The organism is Streptomyces sp. NPDC050418 (assembly GCF_044458745.1).
Taxonomy (GTDB): domain Bacteria; phylum Actinomycetota; class Actinomycetes; order Streptomycetales; family Streptomycetaceae; genus Streptomyces.
The window spans coordinates 50,194-75,469 of the sequence record NZ_JBITIG010000017.1 but is presented as its reverse complement, the minus strand read 5'-3'; the positions used below and the strand labels follow the sequence as shown (position 1 = coordinate 75,469).

Annotated in this window: 17 protein-coding genes; 11 read left to right on the top strand and 6 right to left on the bottom strand. The window is 71.0% G+C overall.

From position 1 onward, the window contains the following. Nucleotides 1–33: 33 nt before the first annotated feature. Nucleotides 34–3,081: an alpha-mannosidase gene (locus tag ACIBI4_RS32760; RefSeq protein ID WP_399207839.1), complete on the bottom strand. Its 3,048-nt coding sequence runs from the start codon at nucleotides 3,079–3,081 to the stop codon at nucleotides 34–36. A gap of 265 nt (nucleotides 3,082–3,346) precedes the next feature. On the opposite strand from ACIBI4_RS32760, the gene ACIBI4_RS32755 reads away from it, so the two are divergent. Beyond that, complete coding sequence (locus ACIBI4_RS32755) at nucleotides 3,347–3,790, top strand: ATP-binding protein (RefSeq protein WP_399207838.1); 444 nt, start codon at nucleotides 3,347–3,349, stop codon at nucleotides 3,788–3,790. A gap of 66 nt (nucleotides 3,791–3,856) precedes the next feature. On the opposite strand, the gene ACIBI4_RS32750 is transcribed toward ACIBI4_RS32755, so the two are convergent. Together ACIBI4_RS32750 and ACIBI4_RS32745 are read right to left on the bottom strand one after the other, a co-directional pair. Then, nucleotides 3,857–4,945, bottom strand: coding sequence for a DUF2637 domain-containing protein (locus ACIBI4_RS32750; protein ID WP_399207837.1), 1,089 nt, complete (start codon nucleotides 4,943–4,945; stop codon nucleotides 3,857–3,859). A gap of 189 nt (nucleotides 4,946–5,134) precedes the next feature. Further along, nucleotides 5,135–5,998, bottom strand: a complete 864-nt coding sequence (locus ACIBI4_RS32745; protein WP_399207836.1) for a (2Fe-2S)-binding protein — start codon at nucleotides 5,996–5,998, stop codon at nucleotides 5,135–5,137. A gap of 150 nt (nucleotides 5,999–6,148) precedes the next feature. Here ACIBI4_RS32745 and ACIBI4_RS32740 point away from each other — a divergent pair, with 150 nt between their 5' ends. Continuing rightward, nucleotides 6,149–6,949 carry a GntR family transcriptional regulator gene (locus ACIBI4_RS32740; RefSeq protein WP_399207835.1) on the top strand — a complete coding sequence of 267 codons (801 nt, stop codon included), beginning with the start codon at nucleotides 6,149–6,151 and terminating at the stop codon, nucleotides 6,947–6,949. Nucleotides 6,950–7,064: 115 nt separating this feature from the next. On the opposite strand, the gene ACIBI4_RS32735 is transcribed toward ACIBI4_RS32740, so the two are convergent. From ACIBI4_RS32735 to ACIBI4_RS32725, 3 genes are all read right to left on the bottom strand, one after another. After that, on the bottom strand, nucleotides 7,065–7,838 hold the full coding sequence (locus ACIBI4_RS32735) for an SDR family NAD(P)-dependent oxidoreductase (RefSeq protein WP_399207834.1): 774 nt from the start codon (nucleotides 7,836–7,838) through the stop codon (nucleotides 7,065–7,067). Nucleotides 7,839–7,894: 56 nt separating this feature from the next. Further along, a complete protein-coding gene (locus ACIBI4_RS32730) occupies nucleotides 7,895–8,641 on the bottom strand; it encodes a hypothetical protein (protein WP_399207959.1) in 747 nt (248 codons plus the stop codon). 272 nt (nucleotides 8,642–8,913) lie between these two features. Then, on the bottom strand, nucleotides 8,914–10,587 hold the full coding sequence (locus ACIBI4_RS32725; protein WP_399207833.1) for a PucR family transcriptional regulator: 1,674 nt from the start codon (nucleotides 10,585–10,587) through the stop codon (nucleotides 8,914–8,916). Between the two features lie 297 nt (nucleotides 10,588–10,884). On the opposite strand from ACIBI4_RS32725, the gene ACIBI4_RS32720 reads away from it, so the two are divergent. From ACIBI4_RS32720 to ACIBI4_RS32680, 9 genes are all read left to right on the top strand, one after another. After that, on the top strand, nucleotides 10,885–11,784 hold the full coding sequence (locus ACIBI4_RS32720; RefSeq protein ID WP_399207832.1) for an FAD binding domain-containing protein: 900 nt from the start codon (nucleotides 10,885–10,887) through the stop codon (nucleotides 11,782–11,784). Between the two features lie 2 nt (nucleotides 11,785–11,786). Next, nucleotides 11,787–12,380 carry a (2Fe-2S)-binding protein gene (locus tag ACIBI4_RS32715; RefSeq protein WP_399207831.1) on the top strand — a complete coding sequence of 198 codons (594 nt, stop codon included), beginning with the start codon at nucleotides 11,787–11,789 and terminating at the stop codon, nucleotides 12,378–12,380. Nucleotides 12,381–12,382: 2 nt separating this feature from the next. Continuing rightward, on the top strand, nucleotides 12,383–14,785 hold the full coding sequence (gene pucD, locus ACIBI4_RS32710; protein WP_399207830.1) for a xanthine dehydrogenase subunit D: 2,403 nt from the start codon (nucleotides 12,383–12,385) through the stop codon (nucleotides 14,783–14,785). A gap of 320 nt (nucleotides 14,786–15,105) precedes the next feature. Next, nucleotides 15,106–16,551, top strand: a complete 1,446-nt coding sequence (locus tag ACIBI4_RS32705) for an NCS2 family permease (RefSeq protein ID WP_399207829.1) — start codon at nucleotides 15,106–15,108, stop codon at nucleotides 16,549–16,551. A 55-nt stretch (nucleotides 16,552–16,606) separates the two neighbouring features. Beyond that, the gene (locus ACIBI4_RS32700; RefSeq protein WP_399207828.1) at nucleotides 16,607–17,758 is read left to right on the top strand and encodes an XdhC family protein; all 1,152 of its coding nucleotides are present in this window, start codon (nucleotides 16,607–16,609) and stop codon (nucleotides 17,756–17,758) included. A gap of 149 nt (nucleotides 17,759–17,907) precedes the next feature. Then, nucleotides 17,908–19,599 (top strand): immunity 49 family protein, encoded by a 1,692-nt coding sequence (locus ACIBI4_RS32695; protein ID WP_399207827.1) that lies wholly within the window; start codon nucleotides 17,908–17,910, stop codon nucleotides 19,597–19,599. Nucleotides 19,600–19,745: 146 nt separating this feature from the next. Then, on the top strand, nucleotides 19,746–20,645 hold the full coding sequence (locus ACIBI4_RS32690) for a universal stress protein (RefSeq protein ID WP_399207826.1): 900 nt from the start codon (nucleotides 19,746–19,748) through the stop codon (nucleotides 20,643–20,645). A gap of 184 nt (nucleotides 20,646–20,829) precedes the next feature. Beyond that, on the top strand, nucleotides 20,830–22,005 hold the full coding sequence (locus ACIBI4_RS32685; protein WP_399207824.1) for a glycoside hydrolase family 6 protein: 1,176 nt from the start codon (nucleotides 20,830–20,832) through the stop codon (nucleotides 22,003–22,005). Nucleotides 22,006–22,142: 137 nt separating this feature from the next. Then, entirely contained in the window at nucleotides 22,143–25,187 is a 3,045-nt protein-coding gene (locus ACIBI4_RS32680; protein WP_399207823.1) for a family 16 glycoside hydrolase, read from the top strand. The last annotated feature ends 89 nt before the right edge of the window (nucleotides 25,188–25,276 follow it).

Below are 25,276 nucleotides of genomic sequence, written 5' to 3'. Positions count from 1 at the left end.
GGGACCGGGCAGCAGCTCGTACGGGCCGGCCGGTCAGGCGGGCCGCAGCCTCAGTGTCATGATCTGGAAGGGCCGCAGTGTCACCGTGAGCCCCTCCGCGTCCGTGTCCGCCGCGCCCAGCGGCCGCTCCAGGAGGTCGGTCACCTCCGCCCGCGCCACCGGGAACGACGCCGTGAGCCGGGCCGTCGCCCGGCCGCCGCGCGACTCGTAGAGCCGGACGACCACATCGCCGCTGCGGTCCTCGGCGAGCTTCACCGCCTCGACCGTCACCGCCGGATCGTCCACCGTGATCAGAGGCGCCACCGCGGGTGCGTCCGTGATCCGCAGCGGCAGGTTGAGCGCGAGCCCCTCGGCGACCGCGTCACCGGTCGACGCGCCCGGGAGCAGGGCGTAGGTGAAGCGGTGCGTGCCGAGGTCCGTCTCCGGGTCGGGGGAGTGCGGCGCCCGCAGGAGCGTCAGGCGCACGGTCGTGCCGAGACCCTCTGCGTGCGGGGTGCGGGTCACGTCATGGCCGTACGTCGAGTCGTTGACCAGCGCGACGCCGTACCCCTCCTCCGCCACCCGCAGCCACCGGTGCGCGCAGATCTCGAAACGGGCCGCGTCCCAGCCGGTGTTGGCGTGCGTGGGCCGGTGCACATGGCCGAACTGGATCTCCGCGGCCGACCGTTCGGCCTGCACATCCAGCGGGAACGCGGCCTTGAGCACCTTCTCCGACTCCCGCCAGTCCACGTCGGTGACGACATCGAGCCGCCGGCCGCCGGTCGCGAGCCGCAGCTCCTGGGTGATACGGGACGAGCCGAAGGCCCGCACGACACGGACCGTTGCCCGCAGCGGGTTCGCCTCCACCAGCTCCACGGACTCGGCTGCCGTGAGGTCGGTGTGCTTGCGGCGGTAGTGCTTGTCGATGTCCCACGCGTCGTACTCGTTGGGGTGGTCGGGGTGCAGCTGCAGCAGGTTCCCGCGCGCCCCGGGCGCGAGCACCTCACGGCCGCCGGCCGCCAGGTCCCGTACGGACGTCAGCAGGCCGTCGCGGTCGATCACCACGGACAGGTGCTCGTTGGCGAGCGTGATCCCCGCCTCCGCCTCCTCGGCGGTCACCTCGCCGCTCGCGGCGGCGGGCAGCGTGGTGGAGGCGAGTCCTTCGACGTGCACCCGCACCGGACCGTCCGCCGCCTCCACCACCTCGGTGCGGGCGTACGGCGAGGAGTTGAACACCGCGGGACCCTCACCCGCGCCCAGCGCCCGTACGGCCTCGGCGGTCAGGCCGTCGAGCTCGGCGAGGACGCTCGTGTAGGTGTCCCGTGCCTCGCGGTGCACCCAGGCGATCGAGGAGCCCGGCAGGATGTCGTGGAACTGGTGGAGCAGGACCGTCTTCCAGAGCCGGTCGAGTGCGTCGTACGGATACGCGTAGGACGCCGAGCGCAGCGCGGCCGCCGTGCACCACAACTCGGTCTCGCGCAGCCGGTGTTCGCTGCGCCGGTTGCCCTGCTTCGTCTTGGCCTGGCTGGTGTACGTGCCCCGGTGGAACTCCAGATAGAGCTCGCCCGACCAGACCGGCGCGGCCTGTGCGTACTCCTCTTTGGCCGCCTGGAAGAACGCGGACGGCTTCTCGATCTCCACGCGGGGCGAGCCCTCCAGGGAGCGCAGCCGCCGGGCCCGCTCCAGCATCTCGCGCGTGGGACCGCCGCCGCCGTCACCCCAGCCGAAGGGCACGAGTGAGCGTGAGGCGCGGCCCTTGTCGGCGAAGTTCCGTTCGGCGTGCGCCAGTTCGCTGCCCAGGAACTGAGAGTTGTACGTGTCCACGGGCGGGAAGTGCGTGAACACCCGGGTGCCGTCGATGCCCTCCCACCAGAAGGTGTGGTGCGGCATCTTGTTGCTCTGGTTCCAGGACAGCTTCTGCGTCAGGAACCAGCGCACCCCGGCGAGCTTGGCCAGTTGCGGGAAGGCGGCGGTGTAGCCGAAGGAGTCCGGCAGCCAGATCTCCTCGGTCTCCACCCCCAGCTCCTCCTGGAAGAACCGCTTGCCGTGCACGATCTGCCGTGCGAGCGCCTCGCCGCCCGGCATGTTCGCGTCGGACTCCACCCACATCGAGCCCACCGGGGCCCAATTGCCGTCCGCCACCGCCTTCTTGATCCGCTCCCAGATGTGCGGCTGATGCTCCTTGACCCACGCGTACTGCTGCGCCTGCGAACAGGAGAAGACAAGCTCGGGATAGTCACGGGCGAGCGCGGTGACGTTGGCGAAGGTGCGCGAGGCCTTGCGGACCGTCTCGCGCAGGGGCCAGAGCCATGCCGAGTCGATGTGCGCGTGACCGGTCGCCGAGACCCGGTGGGCGCTGGCGGCGGCCGGCTTCGCCAGCTCACCGGCGAGCGCGGCCCGTGCGGCGGCTGCCGTGCCCGCGACATCGTGCAGATCGAGCGCGTCGAGCATGTCCTCCAGGGCGCGCAGGATCTCGTGATACCGCGGCCGGTCCGACGGAAGCTCCCGCATCAGCTCGGAGAGCACCTCCACGTCCAGGACCAACTGCCAGACCTCCGGCCGCAGTACGGCGAGATCGGCAGACGCGAATCGGTAGATCGGACGATCCCCGGCAGTCAGGACGTCCCCCAGATCGTTCGGCTCGAAGTCGCGCAGTACCGCCGGATTCGCGGCGGCCTCGAACAGCAGCCGCACGTCCTCACCGCCCGTCGCGGAGGCGGCCACGGTGAGGTGCCGGTTGCGCGGATGAACGCCCTTGAGGGGTACGCCGTCCGCGTCGTACAGCATCCCCTCGGCCTGGAACCCCGGGCCGTCCCCGCTGAACCCCGGATCGACGACCACCTCCACATGGCGGCCCGCCCACTCCCGCGGCACGGAACCCTCCATCCGGAACCAGCTGGTGGACCACGGACTGCCCCACTTCGTCCCGGTCTCGAACGGGACGTACTCCGCCGTGAGCGCCTCACCTACCGGCACCGGTTCGCCCGGTGCATGCCAGACGGAGAGGCTGAGCGGCACCCGCTCCCCGTACTGCGCGGGGCGGATGAACTGCCGCAGAGCGCGCTCCAGACGTCCCTGCACCAGCTGTCGGTCGTCGTGCATGAATCATGCCTCCTGTTCGATGCCGGCCGGCTCTCCCGCACTGCTCCTGATGTTCCCCGCTTCCCGTCCGGCGCCCTCGATACGCCGCGCCCCCGGGATTGGTTGAGGAATCGACATGCGTGCTGTCCGGGGTGGGCGGGAATGCATTCCGTGTACCTGTTCGAGGAGATGCTCCGGGCGGTTCGCCGGGGTCTCCGCAGAGCACGTGAGCACGTACGACCGAACATGCAGAAGGGGAGCAGTCATCGGCGCACGGGGCGGGGTCATGACAAGGCAGGCAAGGCAGCGGTCGGCCGACGACGTCAGGGAACAGGGGGACAACGCCTCGCTCAAATGGCGGCTCGGGCGGTCCGATCTACGCGCGGTGCCCCAAGTGCGGCGCGCGCTGAGGGAGTTGCTCGCGCACTGGGGCAGCTCCGGACGCTCGGATGTGGCGGAGCTCCTGACCAGCGAGATCGTCACGAACGCACTGGTGCACACGGACCAGGACGCGGTCCTGACCGCGACCGTGGCTCCGGAGAGGCTCCGGGTCGAAGTGAGGGACTACACGGGCCGCAGGCCCAAGGCGCGGGTACCGCACGCCGACGACGGTACGCGCACCGGCGGCAGGGGCCTCCTGCTCGTCCAGTCCCTGGCGGACGCCTGGGGCGTCATGTCGTACGGAACAGGGAAGGTGGTGTGGTTCGAACTCGACAGCGGACCGGCGTGAACGGCGCCGGACAGAAAGTGGGGGCACCCCGCCGACGACGCGGGATGCCCCCAACTGCTGTGACGCTCAGCCGAATTGCTGCTCCAGATCCTTGAGCTTCTGCTCCAGGGAGTCCAGTCGAGGAAGCGTCTGGGTGTCGTCCTCCGCGGTGAGGTCGACGGTGACGGGTCCGACCGGCCCGTCCGTGGTCACGGCCTGCAGAGAAGGCCGGGTCCGTACGGGCAGTTGCTCCGCGGCCGCAGTGGCGTACCCGGTCGTCGCCGTGCCCGATAAGGCAGGCTCCCCGAGGCCCGGCGCGCTGCCCGCACCCGAGGATCCCGCCTCCACCTCCAGGCGGCCGCCGGTGCGCCGGCCGCCGTTGAACGCATGGCCCCGGCTCAGCGCCTTCAGGCGGGCCCGCTCCAGGCGCTCGTGCTCGCGCTTGCGGAGACGGTTCTCCTCCTTGGCCTTGCGGTCCTCCCGTACCTCCTCGACCGCCTCGTCCAGACTGCGCACCCCTTCGAGCAGCATCAGCGACCAGGCGCCGAAGGTCTCGCGGGGAGCGCGCAGCCAGCGGACGATACGGATCTGCGGCAGCGGACGCGGCACCAGACCCTGCTCGCGCAGCGCCGCCCTGCGGGTCTGCTTGAGCGCACGGTCGAACAACACGGCGGCGCTCAGCGACATCCCCGCGAAGAACTGCGGTGCGCCCGCGTGGCCCAGACCGCGCGGTGCGTGCACCCAGTTGAACCAGGCCGCGGCACCGGCGAAGGTCCAGACGAGCAGCCGCGAACCGAGCGCCGCGTCACCGTGGCTGGCCTCGCGCACGGCGAGCACCGAACAGAACATCGCGGCGCCGTCGAGGCCGAACGGGACCAGGTACTCCCAGCCGCCCGACAGGTTGAGGTTCTGCCGGCCGAAGCCGACGAGTCCATGGAAGGAGAGCGCGGCCGCGACCGCGGCACAGCAGAAGAGCAGCAGATACGAGGCCGATCCGTAGACCGCCTCCTTGCGCCGCCGCCGCTCCTCGCTGCGCTCCCAGGAGTCCTGCTCCGCCGCGGCGGCCTTCGCACCGGCCCGCTTGCCGCGCGTGAGCACCGCGACCGCCACCAGCATGCCGAGCAGCAGCACCCCGCCGGGAAGCAGCCAGTCCAGCGATATGTCGGTCATTCTCATCTGGGGTCCCTTGCGTCACCTGAGGGGGGCTTTCGGGCGTCATCCTGACGCAGACGCACAGGCCGGCAGAGGGTTTCCGGGGAAGAGAACGCCAAGGGGGCCACGAGGGCTACGGATGGGTGGTTTCTGCTCGAACTGCCGTACTGGGCAGGGGAGTTGAGTTCGAGCACGGCCACCCGATCGGGTGGTTCAACGAGAGCCGCTTGCGGTCAGCTTGACGATCCGCTCGGCATCGCACGTCCGAGGGCAGGTGACGCAGGTGTCGTCCGGGCGCAGCGTGTAGAAGAGGCAGCAGCTGGCGCGGTCCCGGGTGGGCAGCGCCTCGCCGTTCGGGCCGGTGAGCTCGCGGAACGCAGGCGTCCCCACGTACGGCTTCGTCGTGCCGGGGAGCAGCTCCTCCAGCTCGGACATCGCACGGCGCTCCTCGCCGAGCAGATGCGCGATGTACCAGAGGCCCTCGACGATCTCGTCGGTCGCCATGCCCCACAGGGCGCGCGGCCCGCGCCGCATCCGCGGACCGAAGCCCTCGAGGACCGGACCCAGGTGCTCCGCGACCGCCGCCCGTACCTCCGCCATCAGCGCCGCCTCGTCGGGCACGACCCGTGCACCCGGCGAAGCGGCCAGTGGATCTCCCGGCAGGCAGGCGAACTCCTCGATGCGGACGGCCATCTTTCCGAGGGTGCGCTGGAACGTGACGTTCGCCACGGGCACACGCGGGACGCGGCGGCGCAGGAACCACGGCACCGTGATCAGGAGGCAGGCCGGCCACGCGTACCGGTGCAGCCCGAAACTGGCGATCACGTCCGGGCGCGCCTGCTGCCCGTAGTCCCGCAGGACCTGCGCGTCGTCCCAGGCGAGAAAGGTGTCGAGAGCGGCCCCGCCTTCCGCGAGCCGGGCGGCGGCGACCCAGCCGCTGCCCTGCGGGGCCTGCTCACCGGCGCCGAGTTCGTGCACCACCAGTCCCGGGAACACCTCGGTCAGGCGCGCGTACGCGTCAGCCACAGCCGAAGAGGCTGCGCGTACGGCGCCTGGCAGGGCGGCGTCAAGGGACATGCGGGGACCACCGAATCGCGATCGTTTGCAGGTTAGCCTTACCTTACCCGACGCATTCGATGTTTGAACTGCGGGCGGCCCGCTCTATGGTCGTGGGGGTGGACCGCCGGGGTCCGCTGTACACACCGCGCGCCGGGGAGGTGGATCCGAGTGGAGCAGGCCCGACCGCGTGCCGCCGTTCGGGTGCCCGCACAGGCGGCGCGGGCCGCGCAGCCGGACGGATCCACGCGGGGTGCGCAGCCGGACGGATCCACCCGTGGCGAGCACACCCACAGCGAACCGCCCGCACCGGCCGCCCTGCCCGCGCAGCGCGCGGCCGAACGCGGGCAGGTCCAGCGTCACTCCGTACGCGGCCAGATCCTCGAAGCGCTGCGCGCGGCCCTCGTCGGCGGTGAACTCGCACCCGGCGAGGTGTACTCGGCGCCCGCCCTCGCGTCCCGCTTCGGGGTCTCGGCTACGCCCGTACGGGAAGCGATGCAGCAGCTCGCGCACGAGGGTGCCGTCGAGGTCGTGCCCAACCGGGGCTTCCGGGTCGCCGAGCGCAGCGCGCGCGAGCTGGCCGAACTGATCGAGATCCGCTCGCTGTTGGAGGTCCCGGTGATGCTGCGCCTCGCGCGCACCGTGCCCGCCGGACAGTGGGCCGCCCTGCGGCCGCTCGCCGAGGCCACGGTGACGGCGGCGGCGCGCGGTGACATCACCGCGTACGTGGACGCGGACCGCGCCTTCCATGGCGCGATCCTCTCCCTCTCGGGCAACCGGCAACTGGTGATGGTCGCCGACGACCTCCACCGCCGCTCCCAGTGGCCGCTGGCCACCGGCCCGGTCCACGTCGGCCGCGCCGACCTGATCGCGGACGCGGCCGAACACACCGCGCTCCTGGACGCGTTGGTGGCGCAGGATCTGACGGTGGTGTCGTCGTTGGTGCGGGAGCACTTCAACGGGGCGCAGTAGGGGGTGCGGCGAAGCCGCCACCCAGGGGCGCGGGGAACTGCGCGCGGCAGGGCCACCGGCCGGCAGCCGGGAACGTTCCGTACTCTGGCGGCGAGTTGCCGCACCACACAAGGCGTCAGGTCGCCGAGAAACCCCCATCGACGTACAGCGTCTGACCCGTCATGTAGCGCGACGCGTCGCTCGCCAGGAACAACGCCGGGCCCGCGAAATCCTCCGGGGTGCCGTTGCGGCCCATCATCGTGCGGTTCGCCATCGCCTCCACACGGGCCGGATCGCTGAACACGGCCTCGGTGAGCGGGGTTTCGACGAAGCCCGGGCCCAGCGCGTTGACGCAGACGCCGTGCCGTGACCAGGCCTCCGCCTGTGAGCGCGTGAGGGCGCAGACGGCCGCCTTTGAGACGCCGTACGCGCCGCTGTTGCCGAAGGCGCGCAGGGACTGCTGCGAGGCGAGGTGGATGATGCGGCCCCAGCCGCGTTCGGCCATCCCCGGGCCGAAGCGCCGGCCGAGCAGGAAGGGCGCGTCGAGGTTCACGGCCATCGTCGTGTCCCAGTCGGCGGTCGTCAGATCGTCCATCGGGGGACGGAGGTTGATGCCGGCCGACGTGACCAGGATGTCCGGCTCGCCGTAGGGGCGTACGGCCTCCTCGGCGGCCGCGGCGATGGCGTCGCGGTCGGCCATGTCGGCGCTCACGGCGGTGGCCTCCAGGCCCTCCTTGCGGAGCTCGGCCACCGTGTCGTTCAGGGGCCCCGCGGTGCGGGCCATGACGACGACCCGCGCGCCGGCGCGGGCCAGGGCCGTGGCGATCGCCTTGCCGATACCGCTGCTGCCGCCGGTGACGAGGGCGGTGCGGTCGGTCAGGCCGAAGTGCGTGGTGAGGTGGGTGTGCATGGGTGGATCTTGCCGGACGGTGGGTGATCGGTCGCGGGTGGGGGCTCCGCGGGGCCCTACTGGGCACCCGCCGGGCTGGGACCGCTGAAGCGGCCCGCGAGCCACGTCGGTACGCCTCCGAGGAGGCGGAACAGGCGTGCGGCCTCCTCCAGGAGGCGGCCCGCCTCCGGTTCCGGCTCCGCCTCCGCGAGGGCCACCAGGGCCGGGGCCGTGCCGACGAGGTAGCCGAGGTCCTCTCGTATGCGGAGGGATTCCGTGAAGCCGTGGCGGGCCTCCGCCAGTTCGCCCTCGCGCAGGGCGAGGCCCGCGAGGTGGCGCCAGGTGAAGGAGAGCAGCAGGGGGTCGTCGTGCGCCACCGCACCCGCGTGCGCGCGGCGGTACGCGGCGAGGGCCGCCTGCGGGGAGTCCGCGATGTGCTCCGCGATCAGGCCGCGCCGGAAGTCCAGGAGCGGGCGGCCGGGCGCGCTCGGGTGGAGCAGGGCCGCCGCGCGGCCGAGGGCGGCGCGAGCTTCGTCGGCCCGGTCCCGTACACCCAACACCGTGGAGGCGTACGCGAGTTGGCCGCGCTCGCAGGCCGCGGCGCCGCGCTCCTCGTCGCCCTGCGCGACGGCTTCCGCGGTGCGCAGCGCGTCCTCGGCCTCGGGCCAGCCCTGTTCGGTGAACAGGCAGCGCTCGACGAGCAGGGACGCCCGCTGCAGCGCCGTCGCGGCGGACGGGTCGTGGGCGAGCAGGGCGGCCGCGTCCGTCCAGCAGCCACGCGAACGCAGCCGCCAGACCGCGGTCTGGAGCGCGGATCTCTTCAGAGCGGGTTCAGGGGGTGGGGTGGCAGCCTTCGCTTGCGAAGGTGTGGACCCTGACACGGAATCCGAGCCAGACACGGCGGTGTCCGCCACATTCCCCTCCCCAGGAGCGCGTCATTGAGCTGTGGCCCGCATCTCAGCACGGAATCAGGTGGGGCGCCAAGAGGGTGGGTGAAGGATTTCACAATCTTGGTCCGGGGCTGGGTGACGCAAGGGGCGGGTGCGACCGGCACACCCGCCCCGTGCTACTCGCGCGCCCCGGCGGGCGCGCGCGGTCAGCTCATGCGCAACGCGAGGAAGAAGTCCAACTTGTCCTCCAGGCGCGACAGATCACGCCCCGTCAGCTGCTCGATCCGCCCGACGCGGTAGCGCAGCGTGTTGACGTGCAGGTGCAGACGCGAGGCGCACCGGGTCCACGAACCGTCGCAGTCGAGGAACGCTTCGAGGGTCGGGATGAGCTCCGCGCGGTGGCGCCGGTCGTAGTCCCGCAGCGGGTCGAGGAGGCGGGCCGTGAACGCGCGGCGGACGTCGTCCGGCACGAACGGGAGCAGCAGCACGTGCGAGGCCAGCTCCTGGTGCCCGGCGGCGCAGACCCGGCCGGGGCGGGCGGCGGCGACCCGGCGGGCGTGCCGGGCCTCCTCCAGGGCGCCCCGCAGGCCGTCCGCGGAGTGCACGGACGCCGAGACGCCGAGCGTCAGACGGCCGTCGTCCGACAGACCCGCCGCCAGCGGGTCCCGTACCGCCGCGAGCAGCGCGTCCGCCAGCAGACTCGGCTCCGGGCCGTCCTCCGGCGCCACGGCGGGCAGCGGTACGAGGGCGATGGCCTCGTCCCCGGTGTGCGCGACCGCGATCCGGTCCGAGGGCTCGGGCCCGGCGGCCGTCGGGTCGACGAGGATCTCCTCCAGGAGCGCCTGGGCGACCGGGCCGCCCTCGATCTCGCCGCCGTCCCACTCGACGCGGGCGACGACGACCTGCCAGTGCGGGGCCGCGCCCAGACCGGGCAGCAGCACCGGCGCGGCCACGCGCAGACGCGCCGCGATCTCGGCGGGCGCCGCGCCCGTCTGCACCAGCTCGAGGACCTCCTGGGCCAGCCTGCGCCGTACGGTGCGAGCCGCGTCACGGCGGTCGCGCTCCACGGAGATCAGCTGCGTGACGCCCTGCAGCAGGTCGAGCCGCTCCTCGGGCCAGTCGCCCGCGTCCGCCTCGACCGCGAGCAGCCAGTCCGAGAGCACCGTCTCGCGCACGTCACGCGAGGCGGCGGCCGCTCCACGGCCGCTCGAATGGATCGGGAAGAGCGAGTACGTCGAGCCCTGGACATTCACACGGTGGGGGCCGCGCCGGCCCGTACGGATGGCGGCCAGATGCTCGGCCGCCAGGGCGGCGCACACATCGGCGGGCAGCGGCTCGCCGACCGAGCGGGAGCCCGCGATCGGGCGGCCCGCGGGGGACAGGACCCACGCGCGTAGATCAAGATCGGTGCCGAGCAGGTCGAGGACCACGTCCGGGCCGCCGCCCGCCGGGCCCGAGGTCATCAGGCGGCGGTGGCGGTCCACCACGGCGGCCAGATCACCGGCGCGCTCGCCCGAGACCTGCCGTACGACGTGCTCGGTGATCGTGGCGAACGCGACCCTCTCGTTCACCGCGAAGAGCGGCAGACGGTGGCGTACGCAGGCCTCGACGAGGTCGTCGGGGATGTCGCCCAGCTCCGCCTCACCGGCCGCGAGCGCCGCGACCCCGGTCTGGGCGAGGATCCGGACGAACGGCTCCGAGTCGGCGGCGCTGCTGCGCCAGGCCAGACCCGTGAGCACCAGCTCGCCGCCGGAGAGATAGCGGCTGGGGTCGCGCAGATCCGTGGTCATGACGCCACGGACCGTACGGTCCAGCTCGTCCTCGCCGCCGAGGAGCCGCAGGCCGAGCACGTCGGTCTCCAGTAGGGCGCGCAGGCGCATGTCGTACCTCTCCGCTGTCCTGGCTTGTTTTCGTGTCGCTGATCTGAGTGAAGCGGTTCCAAAGGAAACAGATGGGGTTGGTGGGACCCGCCCTTCATACGAATCTACAAGATGGAAGCAGCGACCAGGGAACTCCTTCATGGTTTCGGTGACTGACCGGGACCAAGGTCCCGGCGGTGTACTTGCGCTATTCCGCGTTAACAGCACGTGAACGAGTCAGGTCGGGGCTTAGGCCCTGACAGCCGAATGGCTCGAAAAGACCCTCAGAACGACCCGATACGTAGAAGAGAGCCACTAATGGACTTCCTTCGCCCCGCCAGCTGGGAGGAGGCGCTCGCCGCCAAGGCCGAGCACCCCACAGCTGTGCCGATTGCGGGTGGCACCGATGTCATGGTCGAGATCAACTTCGACCACCGTCGCCCCGAGTACCTCCTCGACCTGAACCGCATCGCGGAGCTGGTCCAGTGGGAGGTCGGCGAGGAGAAGGTCGTCCTCGGCGCCTCGGTTCCCTACACGCAGATCATCGAGAACCTGAAGACCGAGCTGCCGGGCCTGGCCCGCGCCTCGCACACGGTCGCCTCGCCGCAGATCCGCAACCGGGGCGGCGTCGGCGGCAACCTCGGCTGCGCCTCGCCGGCCGGTGACGCCCACCCGGCCCTGCTCGCCTCCGGCGCGCACGTCGAGGCCGAGTCGCAGGCGCGCGGCGTGCGCCTCATCCCGATCGACGAGTTCTACAAGGGCGTCAAGCGCAACGCGCTCGAGGCCGACGAGCTCATCAAGTCGGTCCACATCCCCAAGGCTTCCGGGCCGCAGGAGTTCTCCAAGGTCGGTACGCGCAACGCGATGGTCATCGCGGTGTGCGCCTTCGGCCTGGCCCTGCACCCGGAGAAGCGCATCGTGCGCACCGGCATCGGCTCGGCGGCTCCCACCCCGGTCCGTGCCAAGGAGGCCGAGGAATTCCTGAACGCCGCGCTCGAAGAGGGCGGCTTCTGGGACAACGGCAAGATCATCACCCCGTCCATCGCGAAGCAGTTCGCGCAGCTCGCGTCGGGTGCCTGTAACCCGATCGACGACGTGCGCGGCTCGGCGAACTACCGCCGCCACGCGGTCGGTGTCATGGCCCGCCGCACGCTGATGTGGACGTGGGAGTCGTACCGCGGCAACGCAGAAGGCCGCACGCTTGAAGGAGCCGCGTAACCATGCGAGTCAATTTCACGGTCAACGGCCGCAAGCAGACGGCCGACGACGTCTGGGAGGGCGAGTCCCTCCTGTACGTGCTGCGCGAGCGCATGGGTCTTCCCGGCTCCAAGAACGCCTGTGAGCAGGGCGAGTGCGGTTCCTGCACCGTCCGTCTCGACGGCGTGCCGGTCTGTTCCTGTCTCGTCGCCGCCGGTCAGGCCGAGGGCCGCGAGGTCGTCACGGTCGAGGGTCTCGCCGACTACGCCGCACACCGCGAGGACGCCCACCCGGGCGGCGCCTGCGGCACCGGCTCCTGCGGCACCTCGCTCGACCAGGCGCAGCGCTGGCAGGCCAAGGGCACCGACGGCCAGGCCGGTGAGGGCACCGAGCTCTCCCCGATCCAGAAGGCGTTCATCGACGCCGGCGCCGTCCAGTGCGGCTTCTGCACCCCCGGTCTCCTTGTCGCCGCGGACGAGCTCCTGGAGCGCAACGCGTCCCCGTCGGACGCCGACATCCGCGAGGCCCTCTCCGGCAACCTCTGCCGCTGCACCGGTTACGAGAAGATCCTCGACGCGGTCCGCCTGGCGGCCGCCCGTCAGGAAGAGGCGGTCTGATCATGGCTGGCACCAAGACCACTGCGACTGCCCCGGCGGGGTCGCCGACGAACGTCACCCAGAAGCACAACAAGGGCGGCATCGGCGAGTCCACGCTGCGCCCCGACGGCACCCTCAAGGTCACCGGTGAGTTCGCGTACTCCTCGGACATGTGGCACGAGGACATGCTGTGGGGCCAGACCCTGCGCTCGACCGTCGCGCACGCCGAGATCGTCTCGATCGACACGTCCGAGGCCCTCGCCATGGACGGCGTCTACGCCGTCATGACGTACGACGACCTGCCGGCCGAGATGAAGAACTACGGCCTGGAGATCCAGGACACGCCGGTTCTCGCCCACGGCAAGGTCCGTCACCACGGTGAGCCGGTCGCCCTCGTGGCCGCCGACCACCCGGAGACCGCCCGCCGCGCGGCCGCGAAGATCAGGATCGAGTACAAGGAGCTGCCCGTCATCACCGACGAGGCCTCCGCGACCGCTCCCGACGCGGTGCTCGTGCACGAGGGCCGGGACGACGAGTACATCAAGTGGGTCTCGCACCCGAACATCGTCCACAACCAGCCGATCATCCGCGGCGACGCCGACGAGGCGGCCAAGAAGGCCGACTTCATCGTCAAGGGCGAGTACACCTTCGGCATGCAGGACCAGGCCTTCCTCGGCCCGGAGTCCGGCCTCGCCGTGCCGTCCGAGGACGGCGGTGTCGAGCTCTACGTCGCCACGCAGTGGCTGCACTCCGACCTGGAGCAGATCGCCCCGGTCCTCGGCCTGCCCGAGGAGAAGGTCCGTATGACGCTCTCCGGCGTCGGCGGTGCCTTCGGCGGCCGCGAGGACATCTCGATGCAGATCCACGCCTGCCTCCTGGCGCTGCGCACCGGCAAGCCGATCAAGATCGTCTACAACCGGTTCGAGTCCTTCTTCGGCCACGTGCACCGCCACCCGGCGAAGCTCTACTACGAGCACGGCGCCACCAAGGACGGCAAGCTCACGCACATGAAGTGCAAGATCGTCCTGGACGGCGGCGCCTACGCGTCGGCCTCCCCGGCGGTCGTGGGCAACGCGTCCTCCCTGTCGGCCGGTCCGTACGTGATCGACAACGTCGACATCGAGGCCGTCGCCCTCTACACGAACAACCCGCCCTGTGGCGCCATGCGCGGCTTCGGCGCCGTCCAGGCCTGCTTCGCCTACGAGGCCCAGATGGACAAGCTCGCCGACAAGGTGGGCATGGACCGGGTCGAGTTCCGCCAGCTCAACGCCATGGAGCAGGGCACGATCATGCCGACCGGCCAGCCGGTCGACTCTCCGGCCCCGGTCGCCGAGATCCTGCGCCGCGTCAAGGCCCGTCCGCTGCCGCCCGAGCGCCAGTGGGAGTCCAGCGAGGGTGCGGACGTCCGTGCGCTGCCCGGCGGTCTGTCGAACACCACGCACGGCGAAGGCGTCGTCCGCGGCGTCGGCTACGCGGTCGGCATCAAGAACGTCGGCTTCTCCGAGGGCTTCGACGACTACTCCACCGCCAAGGTGCGCATGGAGGTCATCAACGGTGAGGCCGTCGCCACGGTCCACACCGCGATGGCGGAGGTCGGCCAGGGCGGTATCACCGTCCACGCGCAGATCGCCCGCACCGAGCTGGGCGTCCAGCAGGTGACCATCCACCCCGCCGACACCCAGGTGGGCTCGGCCGGTTCGACCTCCGCGTCCCGTCAGACGTACGTCACCGGCGGCGCCGTCAAGAACTCCTGCGAGCTCGTCCGCGAGCAGGTCCTGGAGATCGGCCGGCGCAAGTTCGGCTCGTACCACCCGGCCTGGGCCACCGCCGAGCTGCTGCTCGAAGGCGGCAAGGTCGTGACCGACGGCGGCGAGGTCCTCGCGGACCTGGCCGAGCTCCTCGAAGGGGAGACCGTCGAGATCGAGGCCGAGTGGCGCCACCGTCCGACCGTGGCGTTCGACAAGCGGACCGGCCAGGGCAACGGCCACGTCCAGTACTCGTTCGCCGCGCACCGCGCGGTCGTCGAGGTGGACACCGAGCTCGGCCTCGTCAAGGTCATCGAGCTCGCCACCGCCCAGGACGTCGGCAAGGCGCTCAACCCGCTCTCCGTCGTCGGCCAGATCCAGGGTGGCACCACCCAGGGCCTGGGCGTCGCGGTGATGGAGGAGATCGTCGTCGACCCGAAGACCGCGAAGGTGCGCAACCCCTCCTTCACGGACTACCTGATCCCCACCATCCTCGACACGCCGACCATCCCGGTCGACTACCTCGAGCTGGCGGACCCCCACGCCCCCTATGGCCTCCGCGGCATGGGTGAGGCTCCGACCCTCTCCTCGACTCCGGCCGTCCTCGCGGCGATCCGGAACGCGACGGGTCTGGAGCTCAACAAGACGCCGGTGCGTCCGGAGCACCTCACCGGTACGTGATGCACCACGGGCCGGGGGAGGACCGCACGGTCCTTCCCCCGCCCACCGGGGCGGGCGCCCCGTACAACAGGGCGCCCCACCCACCGCTCCGGGCCACGGAGTCGCCGGCAGTAATAGGTCAAGTCTTCCGGTGGCAGTCAGTACTCCCCGCCCGCAGCAACCGGCCCGCGCACCGCTCGCGCCGGCCGTGAGGAGCCCGCAGCTCCTCGAAGCACTCCCCCCGTTCGTCTCGGGCCGTCCCCCGGGTCGTGCAGCCCAGAGCAATCCCAAATCTCGCAGCACGCATGCGGGTGCCCCTATGAACCTTGGGAGTAGGCACCATGACCCAGCAGTACACAGAGCCGAAGGTCTCCGAACCCGATGACTCGGGCAGCGGCAACACGCCACCATCCGGTGGCTCATGGCTCGACAAGTACTTCTCCATATCCCTCCGTGGTTCCACGGTCGGCCGGGAAGTCCGTGGCGGCATCACCACCTTCATGGCGATGGCGTACATCCTCCTGCTCAACCCGCTGATCCTCGGCGGGCCCGATGTGGACGGCAACAAGCTCAGCCAGCCGGCCCTCATCACCGCCACGGCCCTCGCGGCCGCGGTCACCACCCTGGCCATGGGCTTCATCGGAAAGGTTCCGCTCGCGCTCGCCGCGGGTCTGAGCGTCTCCGGTGTGATGGCCACCCAGGTGGTTCCGGACATGACCTGGCCGCAGGCCATGGGCATGTGTGTGATCTACGGCGTCGTGATCATGCTTCTCGTGGTCACCGGTGTCCGTGAAGTGATCATGAACGCGATCCCGTTGCCGCTCAAGCACGCGATCACCATGGGTATCGGTCTCTTCATCGCGATGATCGGCTTCGTCAAGGCCGGCTTCGTCGGGATCGGCAACCCCGCCGCCCCGGTCACCCTGGGCAAGGCCGGCGAACTCGCCGGTGCGCCCACCCTGCTGTTCTGCATCACGCTCGTACTGATCTTCATGCTGCAGGCCCGCAAGGTGCCCGGTGCGATCCTGATCGGCATCGTCATCGGCACCATCGCGTCCGTCGCCGCCACCTCCTTCGGCTGGATCTCGGAGAAGGCCTGGAACGGCGCCGCACCCGAACTGCACGGCTCGATCACCTCGATGCCCGACTTCAGTCTCTTCGGCGACGTGGAGTTCGGCGGCTGGGCGGACCTCGGTTACGTCACCGTCGGCATGATCGTCTTCACCCTGGTCCTCGCCGGCTTCTTCGACGCGATGGCCACCATCATCGCGGTGGGCTCCGAGGCCAAGCTGGCCGACAGCAAGGGCAAGATGCCGGGCCTCAACAAGGCCCTGTTCATCGACGGTGCCGGCGGCGCCATCGGCGGTGTGTCCGGTTCCTCCGGCCAGACCGTGTTCATCGAGTCCGCGACCGGCGTCGGTGAAGGTGCCCGTACGGGCCTCTCCGCCTCGGTCACCGGACTGCTCTTCGCAGCCTGCCTGTTCTTCACCCCGCTCACCCAGCTGGTGCCCGGACAGGTGGCCGCCGCAGCCCTCGTCGTGATCGGCGCGATGATGCTGCAGAACGCCCGCCACGTGGACTGGAGCGACTACTCCGTCGCCGTCCCGGTCTTCCTCACCGTGGTCCTGATGCCCTTCACCTACACCATCACCACCGGTGTCGGCGCGGGTGTCATCGCCTACGTCGCCATCAAGGCCGCGCAGGGCAAGTGGCGCGACCCCTCCCCGCTGATGTGGATCCTCTCCGCGGTCTTCATCTTCTACTTCGCCTTCGGCGGCTCGCACTAGCGACCGCCAGGGTGCCTCTCCACACACCCGCATCCGTCAGTCAAAGGAGACCGAAATGCTGGACATCGCCGACGAGTTGAACCGGTGGGTCGAGCAGGGACGCGACTTCGCGATCGCCACCGTCGTGGCGGTCAGCGGCAGCGGGCCCCGGCAACCGGGTGCCGCGCTCGCCGTCGACAGCGAGGGCACGGCCATCGGTTCGGTCTCCGGCGGGTGTGTGGAGGGAGCGGTGTACGACCTGTGTCAGCAGGCGCTCGAGGACGGCGAGACCGTGCTCGAACGTTTCGGATACAGCGACGAGGATGCCTTCGCCGTGGGTCTGACCTGCGGCGGGATCATCGACATCCTCGTCACCCCGGTACGTGCGGACGCTCCGGGACGGGGAGTGTTCGCCGCTGCGCTGGCTGCGGCCGCCTCGGGGGAGGCGGCCGCGGTCGCGCGGATCACCGACGGCCCGGCCGAGGTCATGGGCCGCGCCCTGCTCGTCCGTCCCGACGGCTCGTACGAGGGCGGCCTCGGCGGCCACCCGGAACTCGACCGCACCGCCGCGGCCTCCGCCGCCGCGATGCTCGACGGCGGCCGCACCGGCACCGTCACCATCGGCGAGGACGGCTCCCACTGCGGACAGCCGCTCACGCTCCTCGTCGAGTCCTCCGTGCCGGCCCCGCGCATGATCGTCTTCGGCGCGATCGACTTCGCGTCCGCCCTGGTGCGGATGGGCAAGTTCCTCGGCTACCACGTGACGGTCTGCGATGCCCGCCCGATCTTCGCGACGCGGACCCGCTTCCCCGAGGCGGACGACATCGTCGTCGAGTGGCCGCACAAGTACCTGGAGCGCACCGAGGTCGACGGCCGTACGGTCCTGGCCGTGCTCACCCACGACGCCAAGTTCGACGTGCCGCTGCTGCAGCACGCACTCAAGCTTCCCGTCGCCTACATAGGCGCGATGGGCTCCCGCCGCACCCACGAGGACCGCAACAAGCGGCTGCGCGAGGTCGGCGTCACCGAGCTCGAACTGGCCCGCCTGCGCTCGCCGATCGGGCTCGACCTGGGCGCCCGTACGCCCGAGGAGACCGCTCTGTCGATCGCCGCCGAGATCGTCGCCAACCGGCGCGGCGGCAGCGGCGTCTCGCTCACCGGCGCCCACACACCGATCCACCACGACCCGGCCTCGGTGCCGGCCGGACGGATCGGCTCGGTGGCCTGACCACCCCCTGAGTGGCCTGACCACCCCCTGACTTCGGACCACAGCACCACGAGAGGGCTCGCCGCCCCAACGGCGGGCCCTCTCGCCCCTTTTCGGCGCGGACGGCCCCACCGGACTTCGCAACTGCCATGCACCTTAGGGTCGTACGCATGAACCAGGATGCGAGCGGCGGCATGCCCGACAGCGAACTCTCCCTGCTCACCCCCGCGCAGGCCGCGCGCCTGCGCGAACTCGCCGCGCCTCACATGCAGCAGGGGCGGTACGGACTGCGCAGCCTCGCGCAGCGCTGCCTGCGCACCCCCGAGGACCAGTGGCCGGGCCTGGTGGAGCAGCATTTCGCGAGCCTGCGCTCGGCGGGCACGGGCGGCGAGAGCCGCGAGGAAATCCTCGACGCCGTGCACCCGCGGCTGCTGCCGCACGACTCCCTCGACGCGCGCACGATCCAGGCGATGGGCTACGCGAGCCTGGTGGCCGAGGGCCTCGTCTTCGCATATGCACTCGACCAGCCCACCAGCGTACGGATCCTCACGGACCCCGACGTGGCACGCGTCGGCGACAAGGACGCGCTCGGCGAGGCAGCGTACGGCAACCTGATGCGGGTGCCCGTCGAGCACGAGGAGATCGCCCTCGAAGGGCACGCGACGCTGCAGTCCGTGTACGGGGATTCGCCGTTCGTCGCCAGCCGCGCGCTGTACCTCGCCCAGCTGCACCGGCAGCTCACCGGCGAGCAACTGCCCGACGCGGGCGCCCTGTTCGTCGTACCCACCCGCCATCTGCTCGCCTACCACCCCATCGTCGACGGTTCGGTGGCCTCGGCGGTCAACGATCTCGCGATGTACGGACTCGGGGCGTACGAGGACGGGCCGGGCTCGCTGTCGCCGCGCGTCTACTGGTGGCACAAGGGCCGGATCACCTCGCTGACCGTGATCGACGAGGAGACGAAGTCCTTCTCGATCCAGCCGCCCGCGGAGCTTCTCACCCGGCTGCGCACGCTCGTCGGGCTCGACGACGAGGGCCGTGTCCCGAACCGTGCCGCACAGGCCGTCGAGACCTCCCGGCTCACCGCGTCCGCAAGCGAGTTGCTGGCCGCCCTGCCCCAGGATCCCGCCAAGGTGCGTGAGGCATTCCCCCGCCTCCTCGACCTCGCGCTCGTCCACTGCGCGGCCGACCAGGACGCCTCGCTCCTGGACACCTGGGACGCCTGGGCGACCTCCGTCCAGCTCGGCTCCGCGCTGTTCGCCGGCGCGGGCCCGCAGACCTGCGCGCTCGGCGAGGAGCTCGAACGCCCGCTGCCCGCCTTCCCCGCCGACCCGCCGGCCGACGCGCGGGCCTGGCTCGACGCCTTCTACCTGGCCCTCATCTGCCGTGAGCAGGCCCGCGTCGAGCGTCTTCGCCAGGTCCCGCTCGACGTGCTCCGCCAGGACACCAAGGCCGACCCGTACCTGCTGCACTGGATCGACACGCTGCAGACGTACTTCGCGCCGGACGGTCCGATGGACGACGTGGTGGCGAAGCTCGGCGCCGCCATCGAGACCTCCCACGGCGATGCGGTGACCCGTGCACCGGCCGAGCTGGTCAACGCCGTCGAGTACCAGCCCATCGCGCTCTTCCATCGGCTGATCGCCCGCGACCACGAGAAGTTCGCGGTGACCCTGGCCGACGCGCTCAAGGAGCACGTGCGCTACTGGGGCGACTCGCCCGCCCCGCGCGCGCAGGTGGCCCTCGGGCCCCTGGCGATGGCGGCGCTGGCGCACAGCTGGGGCTTCCCGGTGGACGTGGGGCTGCCGCAGCTGCCGGAGTGCCTCGTGGACGGGTCCCGGATCGAGCAGATCCCCGGCTGAGCGGCGCGCGGGCGGGCAGCCGCCGGGGCGCGGGCGGCTGTGCGGTCAGGTGCGGGCGGCTGCGCGGTGAGGTGCGTGTGCGGGTGGGCGGTGACCAGGGACTTTCGTCCCTCCCGTCACCGCCCTCCGCGCAGGACCCTTGAGGTATGAGCACGCACGCACCAGTGATCGCAGCAGTCGACGGTTCGGAGCACAGCCTCGCCGCCCTGGAGTGGGCGCTGCGGGCGGCGGGCAGACGGGGCACCGAGGTGCTCGCCGTGCATGTACGCTCCGTCGGCCCCACCCCCACCGCGCCGGCACTCGCCGCCCTGCCGCCGCTCCCTGTGGAGCAGGACGGCGATCCGGTCCGTGAACGGGTCGAGAGCTGTCTTTCGGCCCGTACGGATCCGGCGGTGCCCGTCACGTACTCGGCCCTGGAGTCCGGTGCACCCTCCACCGCCCTCGCCGAACTGGCCGCCAAGGCGCAGTTGTTGGTGGTCGGATCCCGTGGACTCGGCGGATTCGCCGCCCTGTTGCTCGGCTCCACCGGGCGCAAGCTGGCGATGCAGGCACCCTGCCCCGTCGTGATCGTGCCGCACGCCGACCGGGCGGCGGACCCGTCACCGGCCTCCGCGTCCGGGCGGGTGGTCCTGGGGCTCGCGCCCGACGAGACCTCCGACGCGGCGATCGGGTTCGCCTTCGCGGAGGCGGAGCGCCTGGGCGCCGGCCTGGAGGTCGTGTCCACCTATGTGGTGCCCCTGACCTCGCTGCTCGTTGTCGGTGAGTTCGTCGATACCTCCGACACCGACGCTTCCCGCACGCTCGAAGAGGCCCAGTCGCTCCGCCTCGCCCCGTTCCGCACCCGCCACCCGTCGGTCCCGGTCACGCAGATCGCCACCGCGGGCGACCCGGCCGGACGGCTCGTCACCGCGTCGCGCGCGGCCGCTCTCACGGTGGTCGGCCGCCACCGCCGGCGGCTGCGCCCCGAGGCCCTCGTCATGGGCTCGGTGACGAACGCGGTCCTGCAGCACGCGCACGGACCGGTGGCGGTGATCCCGGGGGACTGATCCCGGAGATCCTGGGGTTTCGGCCCGGACGCACGTCCACCGGCACGGGCGTCCCGTCCCGCCCGCCATTCCACTGGCACCGGCGCCCCATCCCGCCCGCCCGCATGCCTTGACGCGGTCATGCCCCTCGACAACCATCGCGTGGGAGCGCTCCCGTATGTCCCCTGCGAGCCAGGAGTGAACCATGCGACGTCGAGCAATTCCCCTGATATCCGCGGCACTTGCCCTCGCGGCCGCGGTCCTCACCGCCCCACAGGCCACCGCGGACGACGACCCCGGCGACCGCCACAGACCCCGCCTCCATACCCCCGACGCCAACCCCGACGCGTACGCCCAGGCCTATGACCTGGCCCGCGCCGGCCAGTTCCGCGACGCCGCCGGCATCGTCGCGATGGTGCGGACCCCGCACGCGGTGTGGTTCGGCGACCAGAGCCCGGCCGAGGTCGAGCGCGAGGCCCGTCAGGTCGTACGGGAAGCCGACGGCGCCACCGCCGTCTTCGCGCTCTACAACGTGCCCGGCCGTGACTGCTCCGGCTACTCGGGCGGCGGGGCCAACACCACCGCCGAGTACAAGGCGTGGATCGACGCGGCGGCGCGCGGCATCGGCCGCAGCGAGGCGATCGTCGTCCTCGAACCCGACTCGCTCGCGCTGATCCCGAGCGACTGCGGGCAGGACGACGAGCAGGGCACCAAGACCGCCGCGCGCTACGAGGAAGTGGCCTACGCCATCGACCGGTTGGAGCCCCTGCGCGGCACCCGCGTCTACCTCGACACCGGTCACCCCGGCTGGCACGGCCCGGACTCCATCACACCGCGCCTCCTGAAGGGCGGGATCACCAAGGCCTCGGGCTTCTTCACCAACGCCTCCAACTACAACACCGACGCCGCCAACTCCTGGTACGGCAAGCTCATCTCGGTCTGCATCGCGTACGCGGGCGAAGGCGGCGACACGCGCCAGTGCCCGCACCAGTCGTGGCCGCGCGAGAAGGCCGAGGAGTGGATCGACGCGAACGTCACCACGCCCCCGTCCCGCTGGAAGCACTTCGTCACCGACTCCAGCCGCAACGGCCAGGGCCCGTGGGTGCCCCCGCCCGGCAAGTACACGGACCCGCAGGACTGGTGCAACCCGCCGGACCGCGGTCTCGGCGAGCGGCCGACTCTGCGCACGGGGGACCCGCTGCAGGATGCCCGCCTCTGGATCAAGGTCCCGGGCGAGTCGGACGGCCTGTGCCTGCGCGGCACACCGGGCCCGGAGGACCCGGAGCGCGGGATGGTCGACCCGAAGGCGGGCGACTGGTTCCGGGAGCAGGCCCTTGAACTCGTACGGCTGGCCGATCCGCCGATTCTGCCCGGGAGTTGACCGTCGCGGGGCGTGACCCCACGAGTTTCTCCTTTCTGTGGACAAAGTATGGACGCTCGGCGACCCCATCCCTACGCTGAGCGTCGCCCCGCCACAGAAGTCTGCGTTCACCACAGCGGAACCACGCAGGAGGAACCGTGGAGCCACGCCCCGCGCGCATATCCCGCACCAACCGCCGCAGCCGCCGCAGAGCCCGAAGAACCGCCGGCCTTCTGCTGACCGCACTGCTCGCGGGGGCGCTCGCCGCACCCGCGGGAGCCGACGAACGCGACGACGACCCCCGCCCCTTCGCCGACCTGCCACCTCAGGAACCCGGCGTCACGCTCCGCGTGTTCGACATCCAGTCGCCGCTCGAGAAGATCTGCGACCTCAAGCCGGCCCAGACACCGAATGTCGACAAGCTGATCCCCACCGCCGACTGGACCTCGACCGAAGGCTTCGGGTTCTCCGACAACTTCGTCAGCCAGATCATCGGCAACCTCAACGTGCCCGAGGCCGGTACGTACGGCTTCCGGCTGATCAGCGACGACGGGTCCCGGCTCTTCCTCGGTGACCAGCAGGTCATCGACCACGACGGGCTGCACGGGGCCGAGCCCAAGGACGGCGAGATCCAGCTCAACGCCGGGTACACCGCGCTGAAGATCGACCACTTCGACCGCGGCGGCGGCCAGCAGGTCACCCTCCAGTGGAAGCCGCCGGGCGCGAGCGAGTACGTGACGGTTCCCAACTCCGTGCTCAGCACCGACGCCGGAGTCGTCCGCGTCACGGCGCCCGGACGCAAGGAGTGCGAGGGCACGTACGACACCCCGGGCGACGGACTGCCGCTGAACGAGGTGAACCCGGGCTACGAGCTCACCGATCTGCGGCCCGAGGGCTTCGAACCGCAGGTCTCCGCGATGGACTGGCTGCCCGACAAGCGCCTGGCCATCACGACCTGGGGCGGCAGTACGGAGACGAAGGGCGAGGTGTACATCCTCGACAACGTCGCCGGAACGACAGGACCCGACAAGGTCACGTACAAGAAGATCGCCGAGGGGCTGAAGGAGCCCATGGGGATCAAGTACGTGGACGGGAAGCTGTATGTGTCGGAGAAGCACCAGCTCACCGAGCTGACCGACACAGACGGCAATGACGTGATCGACGAGAAGAAGAAGATCGCCGAGTGGCCCTACGGCGGGAACTTCCACGAGTTCGCCTTCGGCCTGCTCTACCACAAGGGCGACTTCTACCTGAACCTCTCCGTCGCCATCAACTACGGCGGCGCGACCACCGATCCGCAGCCCGCACCCAACCGCGGGACCACGATCAAGGTCAACAAGAAGACGGGCAAGGTCAGTTATCTGGCCGGCGGTCTGCGGACTCCCAACGGGATCGGCCGGGGGCCTGGCGGCGATCTGTTCGTCACCGACAACCAGGGCGGCTGGCTGCCCGCGTCCAAGCTGATGCACATCAAGCAGGACCGGTTCTTCAACCACTACATGAACCCGGACGGGCCGTTCGACGACCAGCCCGTCACCAAGCCGGTGCTCTGGCTGCCGCAGAACGAGATCGCCAACTCGCCCTCCACCCCGATGCAGTTGAAGAAGGGGCCGTTCGCCGGGCAGATGGTCTTCGGTGACGTCACGTACGGCGGGCTGCAGCGCGCCGACCTGGAGAAGGTCGACGGCCAGTACCAGGGCGCGGTCTTCCGCCACACCCAGGGCCTCGAGTCCGGCATCACCCGGATCAGCGAGGGGCCCGACGGCGCGATCTACGTGGGCGGCCTGGGCGCCGACGGCAACTGGGGCCAGGCGGGCAAGCTCCGCTTCGGCCTGCAGAAGCTGACGCCGAACGGCAAGACGGCCTTCGACATCAAGACGATGCGCGCCACCCGCGACGGCTTCGAACTCGCCTACACCAAGCCGCTGTCGGACGAGACCGTCGCGAAGCTGGAGGAGGGTGCCTACTCCGTCGAGCAGTGGCGGTACGCGCCGACCCCCGCCTACGGCGGCCCCAAGGTGGACGAGGAGTCCCTCCAGGTCACCAAGGCCACGCTGTCCGACGACCGGCGCAAGGTCCGGCTGACGATCCCGGGCCTGCGCTCCGACCGGGTGGTGCACATCCGCTCGCCGAAGCCGTTCTCCGCCGAGGGCGGCGAGCAGCTGTGGTCCACCGAGGCCTGGTACACGCTCAACGCCAAGCCCGGTCCGGACGAGCCGGTCACCACGTACGACGCCGAGTCCGCGCAGCTCGGCGGAAGCGCCGGCTTCGACAACGAGCACGCCGGATACACCGGCGGCGGCTTCGTCGACGGATTCGGCGACAAGGGCGCGTCGGCGAGCTTCACGGTCGACGTCGAGGACGAGGGCACGTACGACGTCGGGCTGCGCTACGCGAACGGTCCGCACCCCGCGCCCGGCACGAAGACGGTCTCCGTCGCCGTGAACGGCGGCGACGCACAGCAGATCGCCCTGCCCACCACGGTCGAGTGGAACCGCTGGTCCACCGAACCCACGCGCCTGAAACTGCGCGAGGGCCGCAACACGATCACGTACGCGGTACGGGAGGGCGACAGCGGTCACGTCAACCTCGACGCGATCGATCTGCGCAAGCCCGGGGAGCGCCGGCAGCTCTTCGACGGCGGCAGCATCGCCGCCGCCTGGCAGCACACCGACGGCCGCAGCCCCGAGTGGCCGCACACCGCGGAGAAGTCCATGGAGGTCTGCTGCGGCGACCTGCGGACGAAGGAGGCGTACAAGGACTTCAAGATGCACGTCGAGTTCCGCGTGCCCAAGCTGCCGGACGACGTGACCGGCCAGGACCGCGGCAACAGCGGCGTGTACATCCAGGAGCGGTACGAGGTGCAGATCCTCGACTCGTTCGAGGACACGACGCCCGCGAACAACGAGGCCGGCGCGATCTACCTGAAGAAGCCCGCCGACTTCAACATGGCCACCGCGCCCGAGACCTGGCAGTCCTACGACATCACCTTCCGTGCCGCGCGCTTCGACGCGGAGGGCAAGAAGACCGAGGACGCCCGGATCACGGTCATCTGGAACGGCCGCAAGGTCCACGACGACGTCGCCATCGACGGTCCCACGGGCGCGGGACTGCCCGAGACACCGGCCGCCGGGGCGATCAAGCTGCAGGACCACGGGAACAAGGTGCGGTTCAGGAACGTCTGGATCCAGCCGCTCGGCTGAGCGGGAGGGCCGGGGCCGGGACTTTGGTCCCGGCCCCGGGTCCGCCCGGCCGGGCCGGACGGGACCTACGCCGGACGAAATGATCGATC